Below are 17,405 nucleotides of genomic sequence, written 5' to 3'. Positions count from 1 at the left end.
CCGGGGGGGGGGCGCCGCCCCGGGGGCTTCGCGGCCCCGGCCGCCCGGGCCCCACCGCCCCGCCCCCCCCCCCCCGGGGCCCCCCCGGCGCGGGCGGGGGGCCCCCTTCGGCATCGCCGGGCCGGCTACGCGGAGGCCGGCGGGTAGAGCTGCGGCGGGATCCGCTCCGCGGCGGCGCGGTCCAGCAGCCACAGGGTGCGGCCGCGGCCGTACGCGCCGGAGGCGGGCGCCTGGAGCTCGCCCGGGCCGGACAGGGCCAGCGCGACCGCGCCCGCCTTGTCCTCCCCGGCGGCCAGCAGCCAGACCTCGCGGGCGGTGCGGATCGCCGGGAGGGTGAGCGAGATCCGGGTCGGCGGGGGCTTGGGGGCCCCGCGCACGCCGACCACGGTCAGCTCGGTCTCCCGCACGCCCGGGTGCTCGGGGAAGAGCGAGGCGACGTGGGTGTCCGGGCCGACGCCGAGCAGCAGCACGTCGAAGGCCGGGACGCCGAGCCGGTCGCCCGGGCCGGCCGCCTTCGCCAACTCCTCGGCGTAGCGGGCGGCGGCGGCCTCCACGTCCGAGCCGTCCACCCCGTCCGAGGCGGGCATCTCGTGCACCCGCGCCGGGTCGAGCGGGACGGCGTCCAGCAGTTCGGCGCGCGCCTGGACGGCGTTGCGCTCCGGGTCGGCGGCGGGCAGGAAGCGCTCGTCGCCCCACCAGAGGTCCAGCCGGCCCCAGTCGACCGCGTCGCGCGCCGGGGAGGCGGCGATCGCGGCCAGCAGGGCGTTGCCGTTGCGGCCGCCGGTGAGCACCACCGAGGCGCTGCCGCGGGCGGCCTGGGCGTCCACGATCCGGGTGATCAGCCGGGCCGCGGCCGCCTGGGCCATCAGCTCCTTGTCCCGGTGGACGACGAGCTGGGGGGTCGCGTTGGTCATGCGCCGTCCTTGCCTGCGCGCTTGCCGGCGGCCTTCCGGGCGGGCTTCCGGTCCGCCGTCCCGGCGGTCACCCGGTCCGGGTTGGCCACGGCGGCCTCGGCGGCCTCCTCGACGGCGTCCTCGGCGACCTCCCGGGCTACCCTCTCCGCCGCCGCGGTCTCGGCGTTGGCCGGCTCGTGCAGCTGGTCGACGGGCGTGCGCACGGCCGTCGCGTAGATGTCGTCCGGGTCCAGGCGGCGCAGCTCCTCGGCGATCAGCTCCGAGGTCTCGCGCCGCTTGAGCGCCACCTGGCGGTCCGGCGAGCCGGGCATGGAGAGCGTGCCCAGCAGGCCGTCCGGGCGGTCCAGGGTGATGTCCCCGTCCTTGGTGCGCAGGTGCACCGCGGTGATGCCGGGGCCGTTGGTGACGACCCGCTCGACCGGCACGTGCAGCCGGTTGGTCAGCCAGAGGCCGAGCAGTTCGACGCTGGGGTTGTAGGACTCGCCCTCGACCACCGCGGAGACGATCGTGGACGGCCGCTGGTCCAGCGCGGCGGCCAGCATCGAGCGCCAGCCGGTGACCCGGGTCCAGGCCAGGTCGGTGTCGCCCGGGGTGTAGCTCTGCGCGCGCTGGGCGAGCTGGCCGACCGGGGACTCGGCGGTGACGGCGTCGGTGATCCGGCGCTGGGCGATCGAGCCCAGCGGGTCCTGCGCCGGGTGCAGCGGCGCATTGTCCGGCCACCAGACGACGGTTGGGGCGTCCGGCAGCAGCAGCGGCAGGACCACCGACTGGGCGTGCGCGGCGAGTTCGCCGTGCATCCGCAGGACGACCGTCTCGCCGGAGCCGGCGTCCGAGCCGACCAGGATCTCGGCGTCCAGCCGGGTCTCGGCGCGGGCCCGGGGCGAGCGCCCGGCGCGCTTGATCACCGCGAGGGTGCGCATCGGGTGCTCGCGGGAGGCGTCGTTGGCGGCCTTGAGGGCGTCGTAGGCGCTGCCCTCGTCGGTCACGATCACCAGGGTGAGCACCATGCCGGCGGCGCCGGAACCGCGGGCCCGGCGCGCCTCCATCAGCGCGGCGTTGATCTTGCTGGACGTCGTGTTGGTGAGGTCGATCTTCATGGCCGGCGCCAGCTCCTGCCGTCTCGTGCGAGCATCTCGTCCGCCTCGACCGGGCCCCAGGTCCCCGCCGCGTACTGGGCGGGCTTGCCGTGGGTGTCCCAGTACTTCTCGATCGGGTCGAGGATCTGCCAGGAGAGCTCGACCTCCTGGTGGCGCGGGAACAGGTTGGCGTCGCCGAGCAGCACGTCGAGGATGAGCCGCTCGTACGCCTCCGGGCTGGACTCGGTGAAGGACTCGCCGTAGGCGAAGTCCATCGTCACGTCCCGGACCTCGAAGGAGGTGCCCGGCACCTTGGAGCCGAACCGCACGGTAACGCCCTCGTCCGGCTGGACCCGGATGACCAGGGCGTTCTGCCCCAGCTCCTCGGTCGCGTAGGAGTCGAACGGCAGGTACGGGGCGCGCTGGAAGACGACCGCGATCTCGGTGACCCGGCGGCCCAGGCGCTTGCCGGTCCGCAGGTAGAACGGGACGCCCGCCCAGCGGCGGTTGTTGATCTCCAGCTTGATGGCCGCGTAGGTGTCGGTCTTGGAGTCCGGGTCGATCCCGTCCTCGTCCAGGTAGCCGACGACCTCCTCGCCGCCCTGCCAGCCGGACGCGTACTGGCCGCGCACGGTGTGCCGGCCGAGGTCGGCCGGGAGCTTGACGGCGCTGAGCACCTTGAGCTTCTCGGCCACCAGCGCCTTGGGGTGGAAGGACGCCGGCTCCTCGATGGCGGTGAGCGCCATCAGCTGGAGCAGGTGGTTCTGGATCACGTCACGGGCGGAGCCGATGCCGTCGTAGTAGCCGGCCCGGCCGCCGATGCCGATGTCCTCGGCCATGGTGATCTGCACGTGGTCGACGTACGACCGGTTCCAGATCGGCTCGAACATCTGGTTGGCGAAGCGCAGCGCCAGGATGTTCTGGACCGTCTCCTTGCCCAGGTAGTGGTCGATCCGGAAGACCTCGTCCCGGGGGAAGACCTCGTGGACGACCTTGTTGAGCTCCTGTGCGCTCTCCAGGTCGTGGCCGAAGGGCTTCTCGATGACCGCGCGGCGCCAGGAGGTCCTGCCGGTCCCCTCCTGCCCGTTGGCGGGCGAGGAGGGCGGGTCGGCCAGGCCGTGCTTCTTGAGCTGCTGGACGACGGTGGGGAAGAACTTCGGCGGGACGGACAGGTAGAAGGCGAAGTTGCCGCCGGTGCCCTGGGCCTTGTCCAGCTCCTCGATGGTCTCGCGCAGCTTGTCGAAGGCGTCGTCGTCGTCGAAGGTCCCGTGGACGAAGCGCATGCCCTTGGCGAGCTGCTGCCAGACCTCCTCCCGGAACGGGGTGCGGGCGTGGTCCCGGACGGCGTCGTGGACCTCCTTGGCGAAGTCCTCGTCGTCCCACTCGCGGCGGGCGAAGCCGACGAGGGAGAAGCCCGGCGGAAGCAGACCGCGGTTGGCCAGGTCGTAGATGGCCGGCATCAGCTTCTTGCGGGACAGGTCGCCGGTGACCCCGAAGATGACCAGACCGGACGGCCCCGCGATGCGCGGGAGCCGTCGGTCGGAGGGGTCACGAAGCGGGTTGACGGGGGTGGGCGGGAGATCGTCCGCGTCCGATTCCGGTGTCAACTCGGGGAAATCAGTGCTCACTTGATGGGCTCCGCTTTCGTGCGCTGGCTGTGAGCAGGGGTCACTTCTCGTCGGCGAAGGAGGCGAGCGAGGCGGTGACGGTGTCGAGCAGCTCGTTCCAGGACTGCTCGAACTTCTCGACGCCCTCGTCCTCGAGCAGCTGGACGACGTCGTTGTAGTCCACGCCGGCCGCGGCGATCGCGTCCAGCACGGCCTTGGCGTCGGCGTAGTTGGGGACGATGGTGTTGCCGGTGACCACGCCGTGGTCGCCGGTGGCCTCCAGGGTGGCCTCGGGCATCGTGTTGACGGTGCCGGGGGCGACCAGCTCGGTGACGTACAGCGTGTCCGGCAGAGCCGGGTCCTTGACGCCGGTCGAGGCCCACAGCGGGCGCTGCGGCTTGGCGCCGGCGGCCTCCAGGGCGCTCCAGCGGGCGCTGCCGGCGGTCTTGCCGTCGACGCTGCCGAAGACCTCCTCGTACGCCTGGTAGGCGAGGCGGGCGTTGGCCAGCGCGGCCTTGGAGCGCAGGTTCCTGGCCTCGCCGCCGATCTTGTCCAGGCGCTTGTCGATCTCGGTGTCCACGCGGGAGACGAAGAAGGAGGCGACCGACTCGATCTGGGAGAGGTCCAGGCCCTTGGCCTTGGCGGCCTCCAGGCCGGTCAGGTAGGCGTCGATGACGGCCTTGTAGCGCTCCAGCGAGAAGATCAGCGTGACGTTGACGCTGATGCCCTTGCCGATGACCTCGGCGATCGCGGGCAGGCCGGCCTTGGTGGCGGGGATCTTGATGAAGACGTTCGGGCGGTCGACCAGCCACCACAGCTGCTTGGCCTCGGCCACGGTGGTGGCGGTCTCGTGCGCCAGGCGCGGGTCGACCTCGATGGAGACCCGGCCGTCGCGGCCGTTGGAGGCGTCGTAGACCGGGCGCAGCACGTCGGCCGCGTCGCGCACGTCCGAGGTGGTGATCATGCGGATCGCCTCGTCGGTGGTGACCTTGCGGACGGCGAGGTCGCGCAGCTGGCCGTCGTAGGAGTCGTCCCCGGAGCCGGCGATGGCCTTCTGGAAGATGGTGGGGTTGGTGGTCACGCCCACCACGTGCTTGTTCTGCACCAGTTCGGCCAGGTTGCCGGAGTTCAGCCGCTTGCGGCTGAGGTCGTCCAGCCAGATCGCAACGCCTTCGTCGCTGAGGCGCTTCAGTGCGTCAGTCATGGTGCTTCAGTCCCTTTGTTCTTCTGCTTCGTGGGGTGGTCGAAGGGCCGGGGCGCCGATGTGCGGTCGGCGGCCCCGGCCGGGTGCCGCTAGCGGTTGACGGCCTCGAGGGAGCGCAGGGCGTTGTGGGCCTCGGCCACCACGCGCTCGGAGGTGATGCCGAACTCCTCGAAGAGCACCTTGTAGTCGGCGGAGGCGCCGAAGTGCTCCAGCGAGACGATCCGGCCGTGGTCGCCGACCAGTTCGCGCCAGCCCTGGGCGATGCCGGCCTCGACCGAGACGCGGGCCTTGACCGACGGCGGCAGCACGCTGTCGCGGTAGGCCTGGTCCTGCTCCTGGAACCACTCGAAGGACGGGACCGAGACCACGCGGGTGGCGATGCCCTCGGCCTCCAGCACCTCGCGGGCCTGGACGGCCAGCTGGACCTCGGAGCCGGTGCCCAGCAGGATCACCTGCGGGTCGCCGGTGGAGGCCTCGGCCAGCACGTAGGCGCCCTTGGCGGTGCCCTCGGCGGAGGCGAAGACCTCGCGGTCGAAGGTCGGGACGTTCTGGCGGGTCAGCGCGAGGCCGACCGGGCCGGGGTGGCTGGTCTGGCGCTCGATGAGGGTGCGCCAGGCGACGGCCGTCTCGTTGGCGTCGGCCGGGCGGACCATGGCCAGGCCCGGGATGGCGCGCAGCGAGGCCATGTGCTCGACCGGCTGGTGGGTCGGGCCGTCCTCGCCGAGGCCGATCGAGTCGTGCGTCCAGACGTAGGTGACCGGCAGCTTCATCAGCGCGGCCAGGCGGACGGCCGGGCGCATGTAGTCGGCGAAGACCAGGAAGGTGCCGCCGTACACGCGGGTCCTGCCGTGCAGGGCGATGCCGTTCATGGTCGAGCCCATGGCGTGCTCGCGGATGCCGAAGTGGATCGTCCGGCCGTACGGGCTCGCCGACTTCAGCGGGTTGCCCTCGGGGAGGAAGGAGCTGTCCTCGTCGATGGTGGTGAGGTTGGACTCCGCGAGGTCGGCCGAGCCGCCCCACAGCTCCGGGATCACCGCGCCGAGCGCCTTGAGGGTCTCGCCGGAGGCCTTGCGGGTGGCGACGTCCTTGCCGGCCGGGAAGGAGGGGACGGCCTTCTTCCAGCCCTCGGGCAGCTCGCCGGCCTGGATGCGGTCGAACTCGGCGGCCCGGTGCGCGTCGGCGGCGCGCCAGGCGTCGAAGCCCTGCTGCCACTGGTCGCGGGCGGCCTTGCCGCGCTTGATGACCAGCCGGGCGTGCTCGATGACCTGGTCGCTGACCTCGAAGGTCTTCTCCGGGTCGAAGCCCAGGACCTTCTTGGTGGCGGCGATCTCGGCGGCGCCGAGCGCGGAGCCGTGCGCCTTGGCGGTGTTCTGGGCGTCCGGGGCCGGCCAGGCGATGATCGTGCGCATCGCGATCAGCGACGGGCGGGCGGTCTCGGCCTTGGCGGCGGCCAGCGCACCGGCGAGGGCCTCGACGTCGATGTCGCCGTTGGCCTTCGGGGTGACGCGCTGCACATGCCAGCCGTACGCCTCGTAGCGCTTGAGGACGTCCTCGGAGAAGGCCGTCTCGGTGTCGCCCTCGATCGAGATGTGGTTGTCGTCGTACAGCGCGACCAGGTTGCCCAGCTTCTGGTGGCCGGCCAGCGAGGAGGCCTCGGCGGAGATGCCCTCCTCCAGGTCGCCGTCGGAGACGATGGCCCAGACGGTGTGGTCGAAGGGGGACTCCCCGGCCGCCGTCTCCGGGTCGAACAGGCCGCGCTCGTAGCGGGCGGCCATCGCCATGCCGACCGCGTTGGCGATGCCCTGGCCGAGCGGGCCGGTGGTGGTCTCCACGCCGGCGGTGTGGCCGTGCTCGGGGTGCCCCGGGGTGCGGCTGCCGGCCACGCGGAAGGCCTTGAGGTCGTCCAGCTCCAGGCCGTAGCCCGAGAAGTACAGCTGGGTGTAGAGCGTCAGGCTGGTGTGCCCGGGGGAGAGGACGAAGCGGTCGCGCCCGACCCAGGACGGGTCCGTCGGGTCGTGGCGCAGGAATCGCTGGAAGATCAGGTACGCGGCCGGGGCCAGCGACATGGCCGTCCCGGGATGTCCGTTGCCGACCTTCTGGACAGCGTCCATGGCCAGGACCCGCGCGGTGTCAACCGTGCGCTCGTCCAGATCGGTCCACTCGAATGCGTTCGTCGGCGCAGTGCTCACCCTGTCTCAGGGCTCCTTCCATTGTGAAGAGTGACCCCGTGAATGGGGACCGGGTCGGCCACGGCGCTGTGGTCCCGACGCTGGGTGGTGCCGGTCACGGAGGGTAGATCCCGCTTCTGCGTGCGAGCCTACCGTCCGGGTCGGGGCTCACCCTCCGTGCTGGGACAACCGGCAATTCCCCCTGCAGATTCCCACCGGGAACGCCGGGAGGGATTTGTCCCAGACTCTCCCGAATCGCGGCTTCACGCCGCCCCGGTGGTCAGGACGGGCTAGCGGACCTCCCCGGAGGCCTCCGAGGGCGTCGCCCGGGCGGTTCACCCGGGGGTGTGCGTTCCGCCTCGCCGGGGGACCCCGGAGCCGGATGCGATATATGGAACGTCTATGGTGTCGTGGTACGCGCAGAGCGGACGATTCGGGACCCTTCGTTCCTGTGGACGCCTGCGAGGATTCATCTTCAGTTGGGGTGTTAGTGACCGCCGTCGAAACCCGTCCCGCCGGGGTCACCGGGGCGACTCCTGCGCACCGGCCGTTCGGGGCCCGTGTCGGCGCGTTCGTCGCACTGACCAAGCCGCGGATCATCGAGCTGCTGCTGATGAGCACCGTGCCGGTGATGTTCCTGGCTCAACAGGGCGTGCCGAACATGCTGCTGGTGCTGAAGGTCGTCATCGGCGGCTACCTCTCGGCCGGCGGCGCCAACGCCCTCAACATGTACATCGACCGGGACATCGACGCGATCATGTCGCGCACCGAGCGGCGGCCGATCGTCACCGGGATGGTGTCGCCGCGCGAGGCGCTGGTGTTCGGCGTCGTGCTCGCGGTCGTCTCGACCCTGCTGCTGGGCTTCGGGGTCAACTGGCTGTCGGCCGGGCTGGCGCTGGGCGCGCTGCTGTTCTACGTGTTCGTCTACACGCTGGGGCTCAAGCGGCGCACCTCGCAGAACATCGTCTGGGGCGGCATCGCCGGCTGCATGCCGGTGCTGGTCGGCTGGTCCTCGGTGACCAACTCGATGTCCTGGGCCGCGGTGGTGCTGTTCCTGGTGGTGTTCTTCTGGACGCCGCCGCACACCTGGGTGCTGTCGATGAAGGTCCGCGACGACTACGCGCGGGCCGGCGTGCCGATGCTGCCGGTGATCAAGGGCAACGTGGCGGTCGGCAAGCAGGTCGTCATCTACTCCTGGGTGATGGTGGCGGTCTCGCTGGCGCTCTGGCCGCTGGGACACATGAGCTGGCTGTACCCGGTCGTCGCGGTGCTGCTGGGCGCGGCCTGGCTGCGCGAGGCGCACGCGCTGTACGGGCGGGCCAAGGCCGGGATCGTGGGCGCGAAGCTCAAGGAGATGCGGCTGTTCCACTGGTCGATCACCTACCTGTCGCTGCTGATGGTGGTCTGCGCGATCGACCCGTTCGTCAAGTAGGCCTCATCGCGAAGGAGCCCCGGTCCGTTCGGACCGGGGCTCCTTCGCGTGCCGGGGGAGGGTTCAGCGGGAGGGCAGTTCGGACGGGCCGACGTGGTCGTCCAGCCAGTCCCGCAGCGGCTGGGAGGCGTGCAGGAAGCCGGTGATCCGGGTGTGGGCGGCGCGGGTGCCCAGCCACTTCGCGGGCTCCCACTCCTGCCAGGCCACCAGGCCCTTGTGGCGCAGCAGGACGATCCTGGGGTGGTCCTTGGGGTAGCCGCGCGGGGCCGACTTGAGGGAGTCCCGGCCCACCACCAGCGGGCCCTGCTGCTCCACCCGGGCGATCACCCGCTCCAGCTCCGCGCCGGTGACGTCCTCCGCGACGGCGGCGCGGTAGCGCTCCAGCTGGTCCGGGGCGAGCTGGTAGAAGCCGTTGCCGCAGGCCAGCCCGTCGGCGGAGAGCTGGATGTAGCCGCCGCTCTCCAGATGGGCGCCGATGTGGGTCTTGTACGGGGACTTGTCGGCGCTGAACCGGACGTCGCGGTTGGGCCGGAAGATCTTCCCCGGCCCGAACTCCGGCTCCAGTTCGGCGAGCAGCAGCTCCATCGGGGCCCGGACGACGCCGTCGTAGAGGTTCTTGTGGGCCTGCCAGAAGGTCTTGGAGTTGTCGGCTTCCAGGTGCTCGTAGAAGTCGAGCGCCTCGGCCGGCCAGCCGGAGAAGGTCACTCCTCCAGTATGTGGCCCGGTGCACAGGGTGCTCCCGTCGCCAGCGGCGCTACCGGTGGGTAGCATGCGGGCATGAGCAGCGTTGAGACCGCCACCGCGCCGGACGCCCGTACCGAGCGCCGTGCCAAGCGCATCGCCAAGCACCTGACCAGCTTCGCCCGCGAGCACGGCGGCAGTGCCGACGCGGTCGTCGAGTACGTCGGCTCCGTGGCCACCCGGATCGTCGTGGTGGGCGCGGACGGCGCCTGGGGCGACCAGGTGGCCCCCAGCTACGCCGTCGGCCGCCGGGCCGCGGAGCTGGCCGGGCTGACCCTGCACGAGGACTTCGAGGGCGAGCTGGGCCTCAAGGTGAAGACCGGCCCGTACGAGTGGAAGCGCATGGCCGGCATCCAGATCTGACCGGCATCCCGGTACGACGAACGGCCCGGTTCCTCCGTGCGGAGGAACCGGGCCGTCGGTGCTGCCGGGGGTCAGACCGAGGCGGTCTGCGGAGCCTGGGCGGGCAGCCGGTCTGCGGTCGCCGCGTCCGCGCGGGTGCGCAGGGCGAGCGGGACGCGCAGCGCGGCGATCCAGGTGAGGGCGGCGAGCAGCATGTGCAGCCCGACCATCAGCTCGGGCGCGTCGGTGAAGTACTGGACGAAGCCGAGCACGCCCTGCAGCAGCAGGACGGCGAGCAGCTCCTTGGCCCGGGCGCGGGCGGGCTGCGGGGCCTTGACGGCGGCGAGGACGAAGAGCACCGCGATGGCCAGGCCGACCGAGACGAACGCGAAGTCGGCGTGGAACTGGGCCAGGCGGTCGTAGTCGATCGGGATGCGCGGGACGATCTTGTTGTCCTTGGGCGTGCCGGGGTGGTGGCCGGCGCCGGTCACCAGGGTGCCGGCCGCGACGAGCAGGCCGATCACGGTGACCAGGACGTAGGACAGCTGGTGGACCGGGCGGGGCACCACGAGGCGGGGCGGGCCGTCGCCCTCCTTGGACCGCTCCCACATCAGCAGCGCGACCCAGACCAGGGCCATCGCGGCGATCATGTGCAGCGCCACGGTGTACGGGTTGAGGCCGGTCAGCACGGTGATGCCGCCGAGTACGGCGTTGCTCATCACCAGCCAGAACTGCGCCCAGCCGAGCCGGGTCATGCTGTGCCGCCAGGGCCGGTGGCAGCGGGCGGCCAGGATGGCCCAGCCGACGGCGGCGCTCAGCACGTAGGTGAGCATCCGGTTGGTGAACTCGACGACGCCGTGGAAGCCCATCTCGGCGGTGGGCGTCAGGCTCTCGTCGGTGCACCGGGGCCAGGTCGTACAGCCGAGGCCGGAGGCGGTGAGCCGGACGGCGCCGCCGGTGACGACGATCACCACGCTCATCACCAGCGCGGCGAACGTGGCGCGGCGGACCATCTCGGCGGATGGCTGCCAGCGCTCGGCGAGCAGGGAGAAGGGGTTAGGCACGGGGTCAATCGTAGGCGGCCTTACAGGCGATCTTGGGGCGGGGCACGGCTGCGGGCGGCCGTGGGCGGCGGAGTCCGGGGCCGGCGACACGCCGGGACGGGACACGCGGACAAAAGGGGTTAATCCCTCAAGATGCGCATTGGTCTTGACCAATTGTGGTTCGGGTGGAGAGAGTGCGCCTCTGGTCCATACCTTTTTTCGGACCTCTCTCCCACCTCCTCCCGCACGTAAGCGGAGACCTGCACATGCGCATATCCACTTCCGCCGCCGCGCTCGCCGTCGGTGGCTCCCTCGCACTGGCCGGCCTCATCGCGCCGGCCGCCCAGGCCGTCGGCGCCGACCAGGAGTGCCGCGGTCTCGGGGTCGCCAACCTCTACGGCGAATTCATCGAGGGCGACGACACCCACACCCCCGACGCCGAGGGCGCGGTCGCGGTCGGCGGCAACGCCGACTTCACCGGCGGCTTCTCGGTCGGCCAGGAGCTCACCGCGGCCCAGGTCGACGCCCTGCCCGGCAAGAACGCCCTGGTCGTGGCGGGCCGGATCACCGGCCACAACACCCAGGTGATGAAGGGCAACGGCGTCTTCGGCTCCAAGGCCGACGGTGCCACCGTCCAGGCCCACCAGGGCGCCGTCGCCCAGGGCGCCTCGCCGATCGACTTCAAGGCCGAGTTCGCCAAGCTGCGCGCCGCCGCGACCTCGCTGGCCGCCGTGCCGCAGACCGCCGGCGCCACCGTCCAGGCCGAGGGCGCCAAGCTGACGTTCACCGGCGGAGACGCGAAGTACAACAGCTTCACCGTCGACGCGGCGAAGCTGCAGGGCGCCAAGGACGTCTTCCTCAAGGTGCCGGCCGGCTCGGTGACGGTGGTCAACGTGACCGGCGGCTCGTACGACATGGCGGCGGCCGGAACCACCGGCTTCCACCTGTGGGACGAGGGCAAGAAGGCCTTCGTGCTGGACGACAAGCTGCAGAGCGCCGCGGGCGGGGCGATCCGCTCCAAGCTGCTCTGGAACTTCCCGACCGCCACCAAGGTGGTCAAGAACAGCCAGGCCGCCTGGGCCGGGACCGTGCTCGCGCCGAACGCCGCCTTCGACCTCGGCAGCGGCGGTCCGGTCAACGGCTCGGTGATCGCCGCCTCGCTGACCGGCAAGGGCGGTGCGGAGACGCACCACTACCCCTTCGCCGGCTGCCTGCCGGGCACCGTGCCGACGCCGTCCGGCACGCCGACGGTGCCGCCGACCGTGCCGAGCGGCTCGCCGTCGGCCACGCCGAGCGCCTCGACCTCCCCGAGCGGTTCGGCGAGCCCCTCGGGCGGCCCGTCCGCCCCGGCGACCGGCACGCCCGGCCCGAGCGGTTCGCCCAGCGCGTCCGCCACTGGCGCGACCACCGCCCCGTCGGCCTCGGGCAGCCCGTCCGCCCAGCCCGACGCGGGCGGCAACCTGGCGCACACCGGCTCCGGCCCGGTGCTGCCGCTGGCGATCGGCGGTGCGGTCGTGCTCGCGGCCGGCGGCGCGATCGTGGTGGCCGCCCGGCGCAAGGCGGCCAGGAAGGCCTGAACCGGTCGGGCCCGCCCCGGCGGTGGCCCCCGGCCGCGGAGGGGCGGAATCGACGGAAAGGCCGGAATGGCCCGCTGTTCGTCGGTTGACTGAATCGGAGCCCTCGGTGATTGAACCCGATCACCGAGGGCTCCGTTCTGTCTTGAAGGTGACGAAGTCCATTCAGGTTTGTCGAATCCGCGTTCCGCGAGGTGACGGCTGTGATGGGCTGGTCATGCACATCGGAAGACGGACGGACAGTCGATATCCGGTCGTACGGCGGGGTGTGGCGGGGTGCGGGAGTGCCGGTAGAGTCCCCCGGACAGTCGTAGCGGGCCACCGCGAACCACTCAACACGCCTGCTGCACAAGACCGTTCGGAGGGGAACAAAGTAATGGCACGACAGCAGCGGCACTTTGCGATCGGTGCGACGGCGCTTGCCGGAACGGCTGCGGCCGGTTTTCTCCTGCCCCTGGCGCTGGCCACCAATGCCTCGGCGCACGTGCCGAGTTGGACGGTGACCTGCGACAAGATCGTGATCGATCTGATCAACTACAGCGGCAACGAGACCGTGAGGAACACCGTCAGCCTCACCATCGACGGCGAGAAGGTCCTGGACGGCAAGACCTTCCCGAAGGAGTACCACGGCACCTTCCCGGTGAAGGATCACAACGCCCCGATCAAGGCGAACCTGGTGGTCACCACCACGGAGAACCCGAACGAGAAGGGCTGGAACATCAACGAGACCAAGACCATCGAGCCGTGCCACACGCCGACTCCCACCCCCACGCCCACCCCCACCAAGACGCCGACCCCGACGCCGACGCCGACCGCGACCCCGACCCCCACGCCGTCGACCACGCCCCCGGCCACGCCGACCCCGTCGGCCACGCCCACCCCGAGCAAGACCCCGACGCCGACCCCGACGCCCACCACCAGCGCGCCGGCGCTCGCCCAGACCGGTAGCAGCGACTCGACCCCGATCATCGCGGCGGCCGGCGGCGGCGTGCTGCTGGTCGGCGGCGCGCTCGTCCTGCTCGCCCGCAAGCGCCGCGGCGGCAGCGAGAGCTGACACCCGGCCCGATGACCACGACGCCCCCCGGCCCAAGGCGGCCGGGGGGCGTCGTTCGTCGGTACCCGCCGGCCTACTCCCAGCGGAAGAAGCGGGCGGCCGCGGCCAGCCCGAGCACCGACCAGCCGGCCAGGATGCCGAGGTCGGCCCACGGCACCCCGGCACCGTTCTGGAGCACCGACCGCAGGCCGTCCGAGAGCGCCGAGATCGGCAGCAGCTCCAGCACCGACCGCACGGCCTCGGGGAACCTGGTCAGCGGCACGATCACCCCGCCGCCGAGCAGCAGCAGGACGAACACCAGGTTGGCGCCGGCCAGGGTGGCCTCGGCCTTCAGGGTCCCGGCCATCAGCAGGCCGAGCCCGGAGAAGGCGGCGGTGCCGAGGACCAGCAGCGCGGCGACGGTCAACGGGTCGCCGTGCGGGGACCAGCCGAGGGCCAGCGCGATCACCGACAGCAGCGCCACCTGCAGCGCCTCCGTCACCAGGACGCAGCCGGTCTTGGCGGTCAGCAGCGCCCAGCGCGGCAGCGGGCTGGCGCCGAGCCGCTTCAGGACGCCGTAGCGGCGCTCGAACCCGGTGGCGATGGCCTGGCCGGTGAAGGCGGTGGACATCACGGCCAGCGCGAGCAGGCCGGGCGCCAGGAAGTCGACCCGCTTGCCGGGGCCCTCGACCGCGACGACGTCCACGGCGGAGAACAGCACCAGCAGCACGGTCGGGATGACCACGGTGAGCAGCAGCTGCTCGCCGTTGCGCAGCAGCATCCGGGTCTCGAACGCGGTCTGGGCGAGCAGCATCCGGCCGACGGGCGCGGGGCCCGGCGCGGGGGAGTAGTCGGTCGTGGTGGCGCTCATGGTTCCCTCACTCCGTTCGCTCACGAGCGCAGCTCCCGTCCGGTCAGGTCGAGGAAGACGTCCTCCAGGCTGCGGCGCTGGACGGACAGCCGTTCGGGCAGGACGCCGGAGGCCGCGCACCAGCCGGTGACGGTGGCCACCAGTCCCGGGTCGACGGGCGCCTCGACGCGGTAGCTGCCGGGGGCGGTCTCGGTGGCCGCGGCGCCCTCGGGCAGCTCCTTGAGCAGCGGGCCGAGGTCGAGGCCGGGCGGGCCGTCGAAGCGCAGGGAGTCCTCGGCGCCGCCGCGGCACAGCTCCTCGACGGTGCCGTCGGCGATCACCCGGCCGCGGTCCACGACGGCGACCCGGTCGGCGAGCTGCTCGGCCTCGTCCATGTGGTGGGTGGTGACGACCACGGTGACGCCGTCCCGGCGCAGGTCGCGCACCAGCTCCCAGGTGGCCCGCCGGGCCTGCGGGTCGAGGCCCGCGGTGGGCTCGTCCAGGAAGACCAGCTCGGGGCGGCCGACCACGGCCATCGCCAGGGCGAGCCGCTGCTGCTGGCCGCCGGACAGCCGCCGGTAGGCGGTGCGGCCGCAGGAGCCGAGGCCGAGGCGCTCGACCAGGGCGTCCACGTCCAGCGGGTGGGCGTGCAGCTTGGCGGTGTGCCGCAGCATCTCGACGGCGCGCGCGCCCGCGTACACGCCGCCGGACTGCAGCATGACGCCGATCCGGGGCCGCAGCGCGGCGCTCTGGGCGACCGGGTCGAGGCCGAGGACCCGGACGGTGCCGGCGTCGGGGCGGCGGTAGCCCTCGCAGGTCTCGATGGTGGTGGTCTTGCCGGCGCCGTTGGGGCCGAGGACGGCGGTGATCGCGCCGGCCGGGATGGTGAGGTCGAGGCCGTCCACCGCGAGCTTGTCGTCGTAGCGTTTGACCAGCCCGGCGATCTGGACCGCGGGTTCGGAGTGCATACCGGCGAGTGTAAGAGGGCCTGACGCGCGGGCCGGACGGCGGCTCGATGATCGTTTTCGCAGGTCAGGTAAGGCTAACCTGCGTGACAGATGACACCGGTGAGGCCTGGATCACGGCTTGTCGCGGCGGAAGGAATTACGCAACACTGGTGTTGTGAAAAACATGCGCGAGCACGCCCAGCAGCAGGAGGCCGAGACGGCCTCCTCCTGCGACGTGCCCGTGACGGCGGCCGAGGTGCTGCTGGAGGGCCACCGGGCCACCCGGGACCGGGTCGCCCGGTCGATCCTGGACCACGGCCCCTCCTCCGCCGCCGACCTGGCGAACCGGCTCGGCCTCACCGCCGCCGCCGTCCGCCGCCACCTCGACGGGCTGGTCGCCACCCGTCTGGTCGAGTCCCGCGAACAGCGGGTCTACGGAAGTCGCGGCCGGGGCCGTCCGGCCAAGGTCTTCGCCCTCACCGACGCCGGCCGGGACGCCTTCTACCAGGCGTACGACCAGCTCGCCGCCGACGCGCTCCGCTGGATCGCGGACTCGGTGGGCGGCGGCAAGGCGGGGGAGGAGGCGGTCGCCGCCTTCGCCCGCGCCCGGTTCGGCCAGCAGGCCGAGAAGTACCTGGAGGCCCTGCGCATGGCCGCCGCCGGGGAACGCACCGAGGCGCTGGCCCAGGCGCTGAGCGCGGACGGGTACGCTGCCACGGTGCGGCGTGTCCCGTCGGCCGCGGCCAAGGCCCCGGCGGGCGCCCAGCTCTGCCAGCACCACTGCCCGGTCGCGCACATCGCCGAGCAGTTCCCGCAGCTCTGCGAGGCGGAGACCGAGGTCTTCTCCCGGCTCCTGGGCACCCATGTGCAACGGCTGGCCACGATCGCCCACGGCGACGGGGTCTGCACCACCTATGTGCCGGCACCCGGTGCCGCATCGTCGCCCGCCCAGCCCCCGGCGGGCCGCGGCTCCGATGCAGTGCCGACTGCCGGTACGTCCACCGAAGATTCAGCGTCCGCGCGTTAGGAAGCTCGCATGACTGACACCGTTTCGCACCCCGAGCTCGAAGGCCTCGGCAATTACGAGTACGGCTGGGCCGACCCGGACACCGCCGGTGCCGCGGCCAAGCGCGGGCTCAGCGAGGAGGTCGTCCGCGACATCTCGGCGAAGAAGAACGAGTCCGAGTGGATGCTGAACCTGCGGCTCAAGGGCCTGAAGCTGTTCGGCAAGAAGCCCATGCCGACCTGGGGCTCCGACCTCTCCGGCATCGACTTCGACAACATCAAGTACTTCGTCCGCTCCACCGAGAAGCAGGCCGAGTCCTGGGAGGACCTGCCCGCGGACATCAAGGCCACCTACGACAAGCTCGGCATCCCGGAGGCGGAGAAGCAGCGCCTGGTCGCCGGTGTCGCCGCCCAGTACGAGTCCGAGGTCGTCTACCACCAGATCCGTGAGGACCTGGAGGAGCAGGGCGTCATCTTCCTGGACACCGACACCGCGCTGCGCGAGCACCCGGAGATCTTCAAGGAGTACTTCGGCACCGTCATCCCGGTCGGCGACAACAAGTTCGCCGCGCTGAACACGGCCGTGTGGTCCGGCGGCTCGTTCATCTACGTGCCGAAGGGCGTGCACGTGGACATCCCGCTGCAGGCCTACTTCCGGATCAACACCGAGAACATGGGCCAGTTCGAGCGGACGCTGATCATCGTCGACGAGGACGCCTACGTCCACTACGTCGAGGGCTGCACCGCCCCGATCTACTCCTCCGACTCGCTGCACTCGGCGGTCGTGGAGATCATCGTCAAGAAGGGCGGCCGCTGCCGCTACACGACCATCCAGAACTGGTCGAACAACGTCTACAACCTGGTCACCAAGCGCGCCGTGGCGTACGAGGGCGCGACCATGGAGTGGGTCGACGGCAACATCGGCTCCAAGGTCACCATGAAGTACCCGGCCGTCTACCTGATGGGCGAGCACGCCAAGGGCGAGACCCTGTCGATCGCCTTCGCGGGCGAGGGCCAGCACCAGGACGCCGGCGCCAAGATGGTGCACATGGCGCCGAACACCTCCTCCAACATCGTCTCCAAGTCGGTGGCGCGCGGCGGCGGCCGGACCTCCTACCGCGGCCTGATCGAGATCGGCGAGGGCTCCAAGGGCGCCAAGTCCAACGTGCTGTGCGACGCGCTGCTGGTGGACACCATCTCCCGCTCGGACACCTACCCGTACGTGGACGTCCGCGAGGACGACGTGTCCATGGGCCACGAGGCGACCGTCTCCAAGGTCAGCGAGGACCAGCTCTTCTACCTGATGAGCCGCGGCCTGACCGAGTTCGAGGCGATGGCGATGATCGTCCGCGGCTTCGTCGAGCCGATCGCGCGCGAGCTGCCGATGGAGTACGCGCTGGAACTCAACAGGCTGATCGAGCTGCAGATGGAGGGCGCGGTCGGCTGACCCAGGCCGCCGCCGCCGTCCA

At 71.7% G+C, this 17,405-nt stretch carries 15 protein-coding genes; 6 read left to right on the top strand and 9 right to left on the bottom strand.

Going from position 1 to position 17,405, the window contains the following annotated elements:
• Positions 1-125: 125 nt before the first annotated feature.
• The 5 genes from pgl to tkt form a co-directional block, all read right to left on the bottom strand.
• On the bottom strand, positions 126-914 hold the full coding sequence (pgl, locus tag ACWGJO_RS05005; protein WP_387730894.1) for a 6-phosphogluconolactonase: 789 nt from the start codon (positions 912-914) through the stop codon (positions 126-128).
• Complete coding sequence (gene opcA, locus ACWGJO_RS05000) at positions 911-2,011, bottom strand: glucose-6-phosphate dehydrogenase assembly protein OpcA (protein WP_387685630.1); 1,101 nt, start codon at positions 2,009-2,011, stop codon at positions 911-913. Before opcA ends, pgl begins: the two co-directional genes overlap by 4 nt.
• Positions 2,008-3,597, bottom strand: coding sequence for a glucose-6-phosphate dehydrogenase (gene zwf / locus ACWGJO_RS04995; protein ID WP_359912954.1), 1,590 nt, complete (start codon positions 3,595-3,597; stop codon positions 2,008-2,010). The genes opcA and zwf overlap by 4 nt, the downstream gene beginning before the upstream one ends.
• A gap of 61 nt (positions 3,598-3,658) precedes the next feature.
• Positions 3,659-4,801, bottom strand: coding sequence for a transaldolase (gene tal, locus ACWGJO_RS04990; RefSeq protein ID WP_452182183.1), 1,143 nt, complete (start codon positions 4,799-4,801; stop codon positions 3,659-3,661).
• Between the two features lie 89 nt (positions 4,802-4,890).
• Complete coding sequence (gene tkt, locus ACWGJO_RS04985) at positions 4,891-6,990, bottom strand: transketolase (protein WP_452182182.1); 2,100 nt, start codon at positions 6,988-6,990, stop codon at positions 4,891-4,893.
• 463 nt (positions 6,991-7,453) lie between these two features.
• On the opposite strand from tkt, the gene ACWGJO_RS04980 reads away from it, so the two are divergent.
• On the top strand, positions 7,454-8,401 hold the full coding sequence (locus ACWGJO_RS04980) for a heme o synthase (protein ID WP_452182181.1): 948 nt from the start codon (positions 7,454-7,456) through the stop codon (positions 8,399-8,401).
• A gap of 63 nt (positions 8,402-8,464) precedes the next feature.
• Here ACWGJO_RS04980 and ACWGJO_RS04975 read toward each other — a convergent pair whose 3' ends face one another.
• Positions 8,465-9,106: a DUF2461 domain-containing protein gene (locus tag ACWGJO_RS04975; RefSeq protein WP_452182180.1), complete on the bottom strand. Its 642-nt coding sequence runs from the start codon at positions 9,104-9,106 to the stop codon at positions 8,465-8,467.
• Between the two features lie 72 nt (positions 9,107-9,178).
• On the opposite strand from ACWGJO_RS04975, the gene ACWGJO_RS04970 reads away from it, so the two are divergent.
• Positions 9,179-9,505: a hypothetical protein gene (locus tag ACWGJO_RS04970; RefSeq protein ID WP_452182179.1), complete on the top strand. Its 327-nt coding sequence runs from the start codon at positions 9,179-9,181 to the stop codon at positions 9,503-9,505.
• Positions 9,506-9,576: 71 nt separating this feature from the next.
• Here ACWGJO_RS04970 and ACWGJO_RS04965 read toward each other — a convergent pair whose 3' ends face one another.
• The gene (locus tag ACWGJO_RS04965) at positions 9,577-10,548 is read right to left on the bottom strand and encodes a COX15/CtaA family protein (RefSeq protein ID WP_452182178.1); all 972 of its coding nucleotides are present in this window, start codon (positions 10,546-10,548) and stop codon (positions 9,577-9,579) included.
• Positions 10,549-10,793: 245 nt separating this feature from the next.
• On the opposite strand from ACWGJO_RS04965, the gene ACWGJO_RS04960 reads away from it, so the two are divergent.
• Both ACWGJO_RS04960 and ACWGJO_RS04955 read left to right on the top strand, forming a co-directional pair.
• Complete coding sequence (locus tag ACWGJO_RS04960; RefSeq protein ID WP_452182177.1) at positions 10,794-12,104, top strand: choice-of-anchor A family protein; 1,311 nt, start codon at positions 10,794-10,796, stop codon at positions 12,102-12,104.
• Positions 12,105-12,477: 373 nt separating this feature from the next.
• On the top strand, positions 12,478-13,155 hold the full coding sequence (locus tag ACWGJO_RS04955) for an LAETG motif-containing sortase-dependent surface protein (protein ID WP_452182176.1): 678 nt from the start codon (positions 12,478-12,480) through the stop codon (positions 13,153-13,155).
• A gap of 73 nt (positions 13,156-13,228) precedes the next feature.
• Here the strand turns inward: ACWGJO_RS04955 and ACWGJO_RS04950 are convergent, their stop codons facing one another.
• Positions 13,229-14,005 (bottom strand): ABC transporter permease, encoded by a 777-nt coding sequence (locus ACWGJO_RS04950; protein ID WP_452182175.1) that lies wholly within the window; start codon positions 14,003-14,005, stop codon positions 13,229-13,231.
• A gap of 20 nt (positions 14,006-14,025) precedes the next feature.
• Positions 14,026-14,952, bottom strand: a complete 927-nt coding sequence (locus ACWGJO_RS04945) for an ABC transporter ATP-binding protein (protein ID WP_452182174.1) — start codon at positions 14,950-14,952, stop codon at positions 14,026-14,028.
• Between the two features lie 163 nt (positions 14,953-15,115).
• On the opposite strand from ACWGJO_RS04945, the gene ACWGJO_RS04940 reads away from it, so the two are divergent.
• The gene (locus ACWGJO_RS04940; RefSeq protein WP_387685656.1) at positions 15,116-15,958 is read left to right on the top strand and encodes a helix-turn-helix transcriptional regulator; all 843 of its coding nucleotides are present in this window, start codon (positions 15,116-15,118) and stop codon (positions 15,956-15,958) included.
• Positions 15,959-15,967: 9 nt separating this feature from the next.
• The gene (sufB, locus tag ACWGJO_RS04935) at positions 15,968-17,383 is read left to right on the top strand and encodes a Fe-S cluster assembly protein SufB (RefSeq protein ID WP_359905296.1); all 1,416 of its coding nucleotides are present in this window, start codon (positions 15,968-15,970) and stop codon (positions 17,381-17,383) included.
• Positions 17,384-17,405 lie beyond the last annotated feature (22 nt).

The sequence above is a fragment of the Kitasatospora sp. NPDC054795 genome, assembly GCF_053611565.1.
The sequence above is the reverse complement of the archived record's forward strand: the minus strand, read 5'-3'. Positions and strand labels throughout refer to the sequence as shown.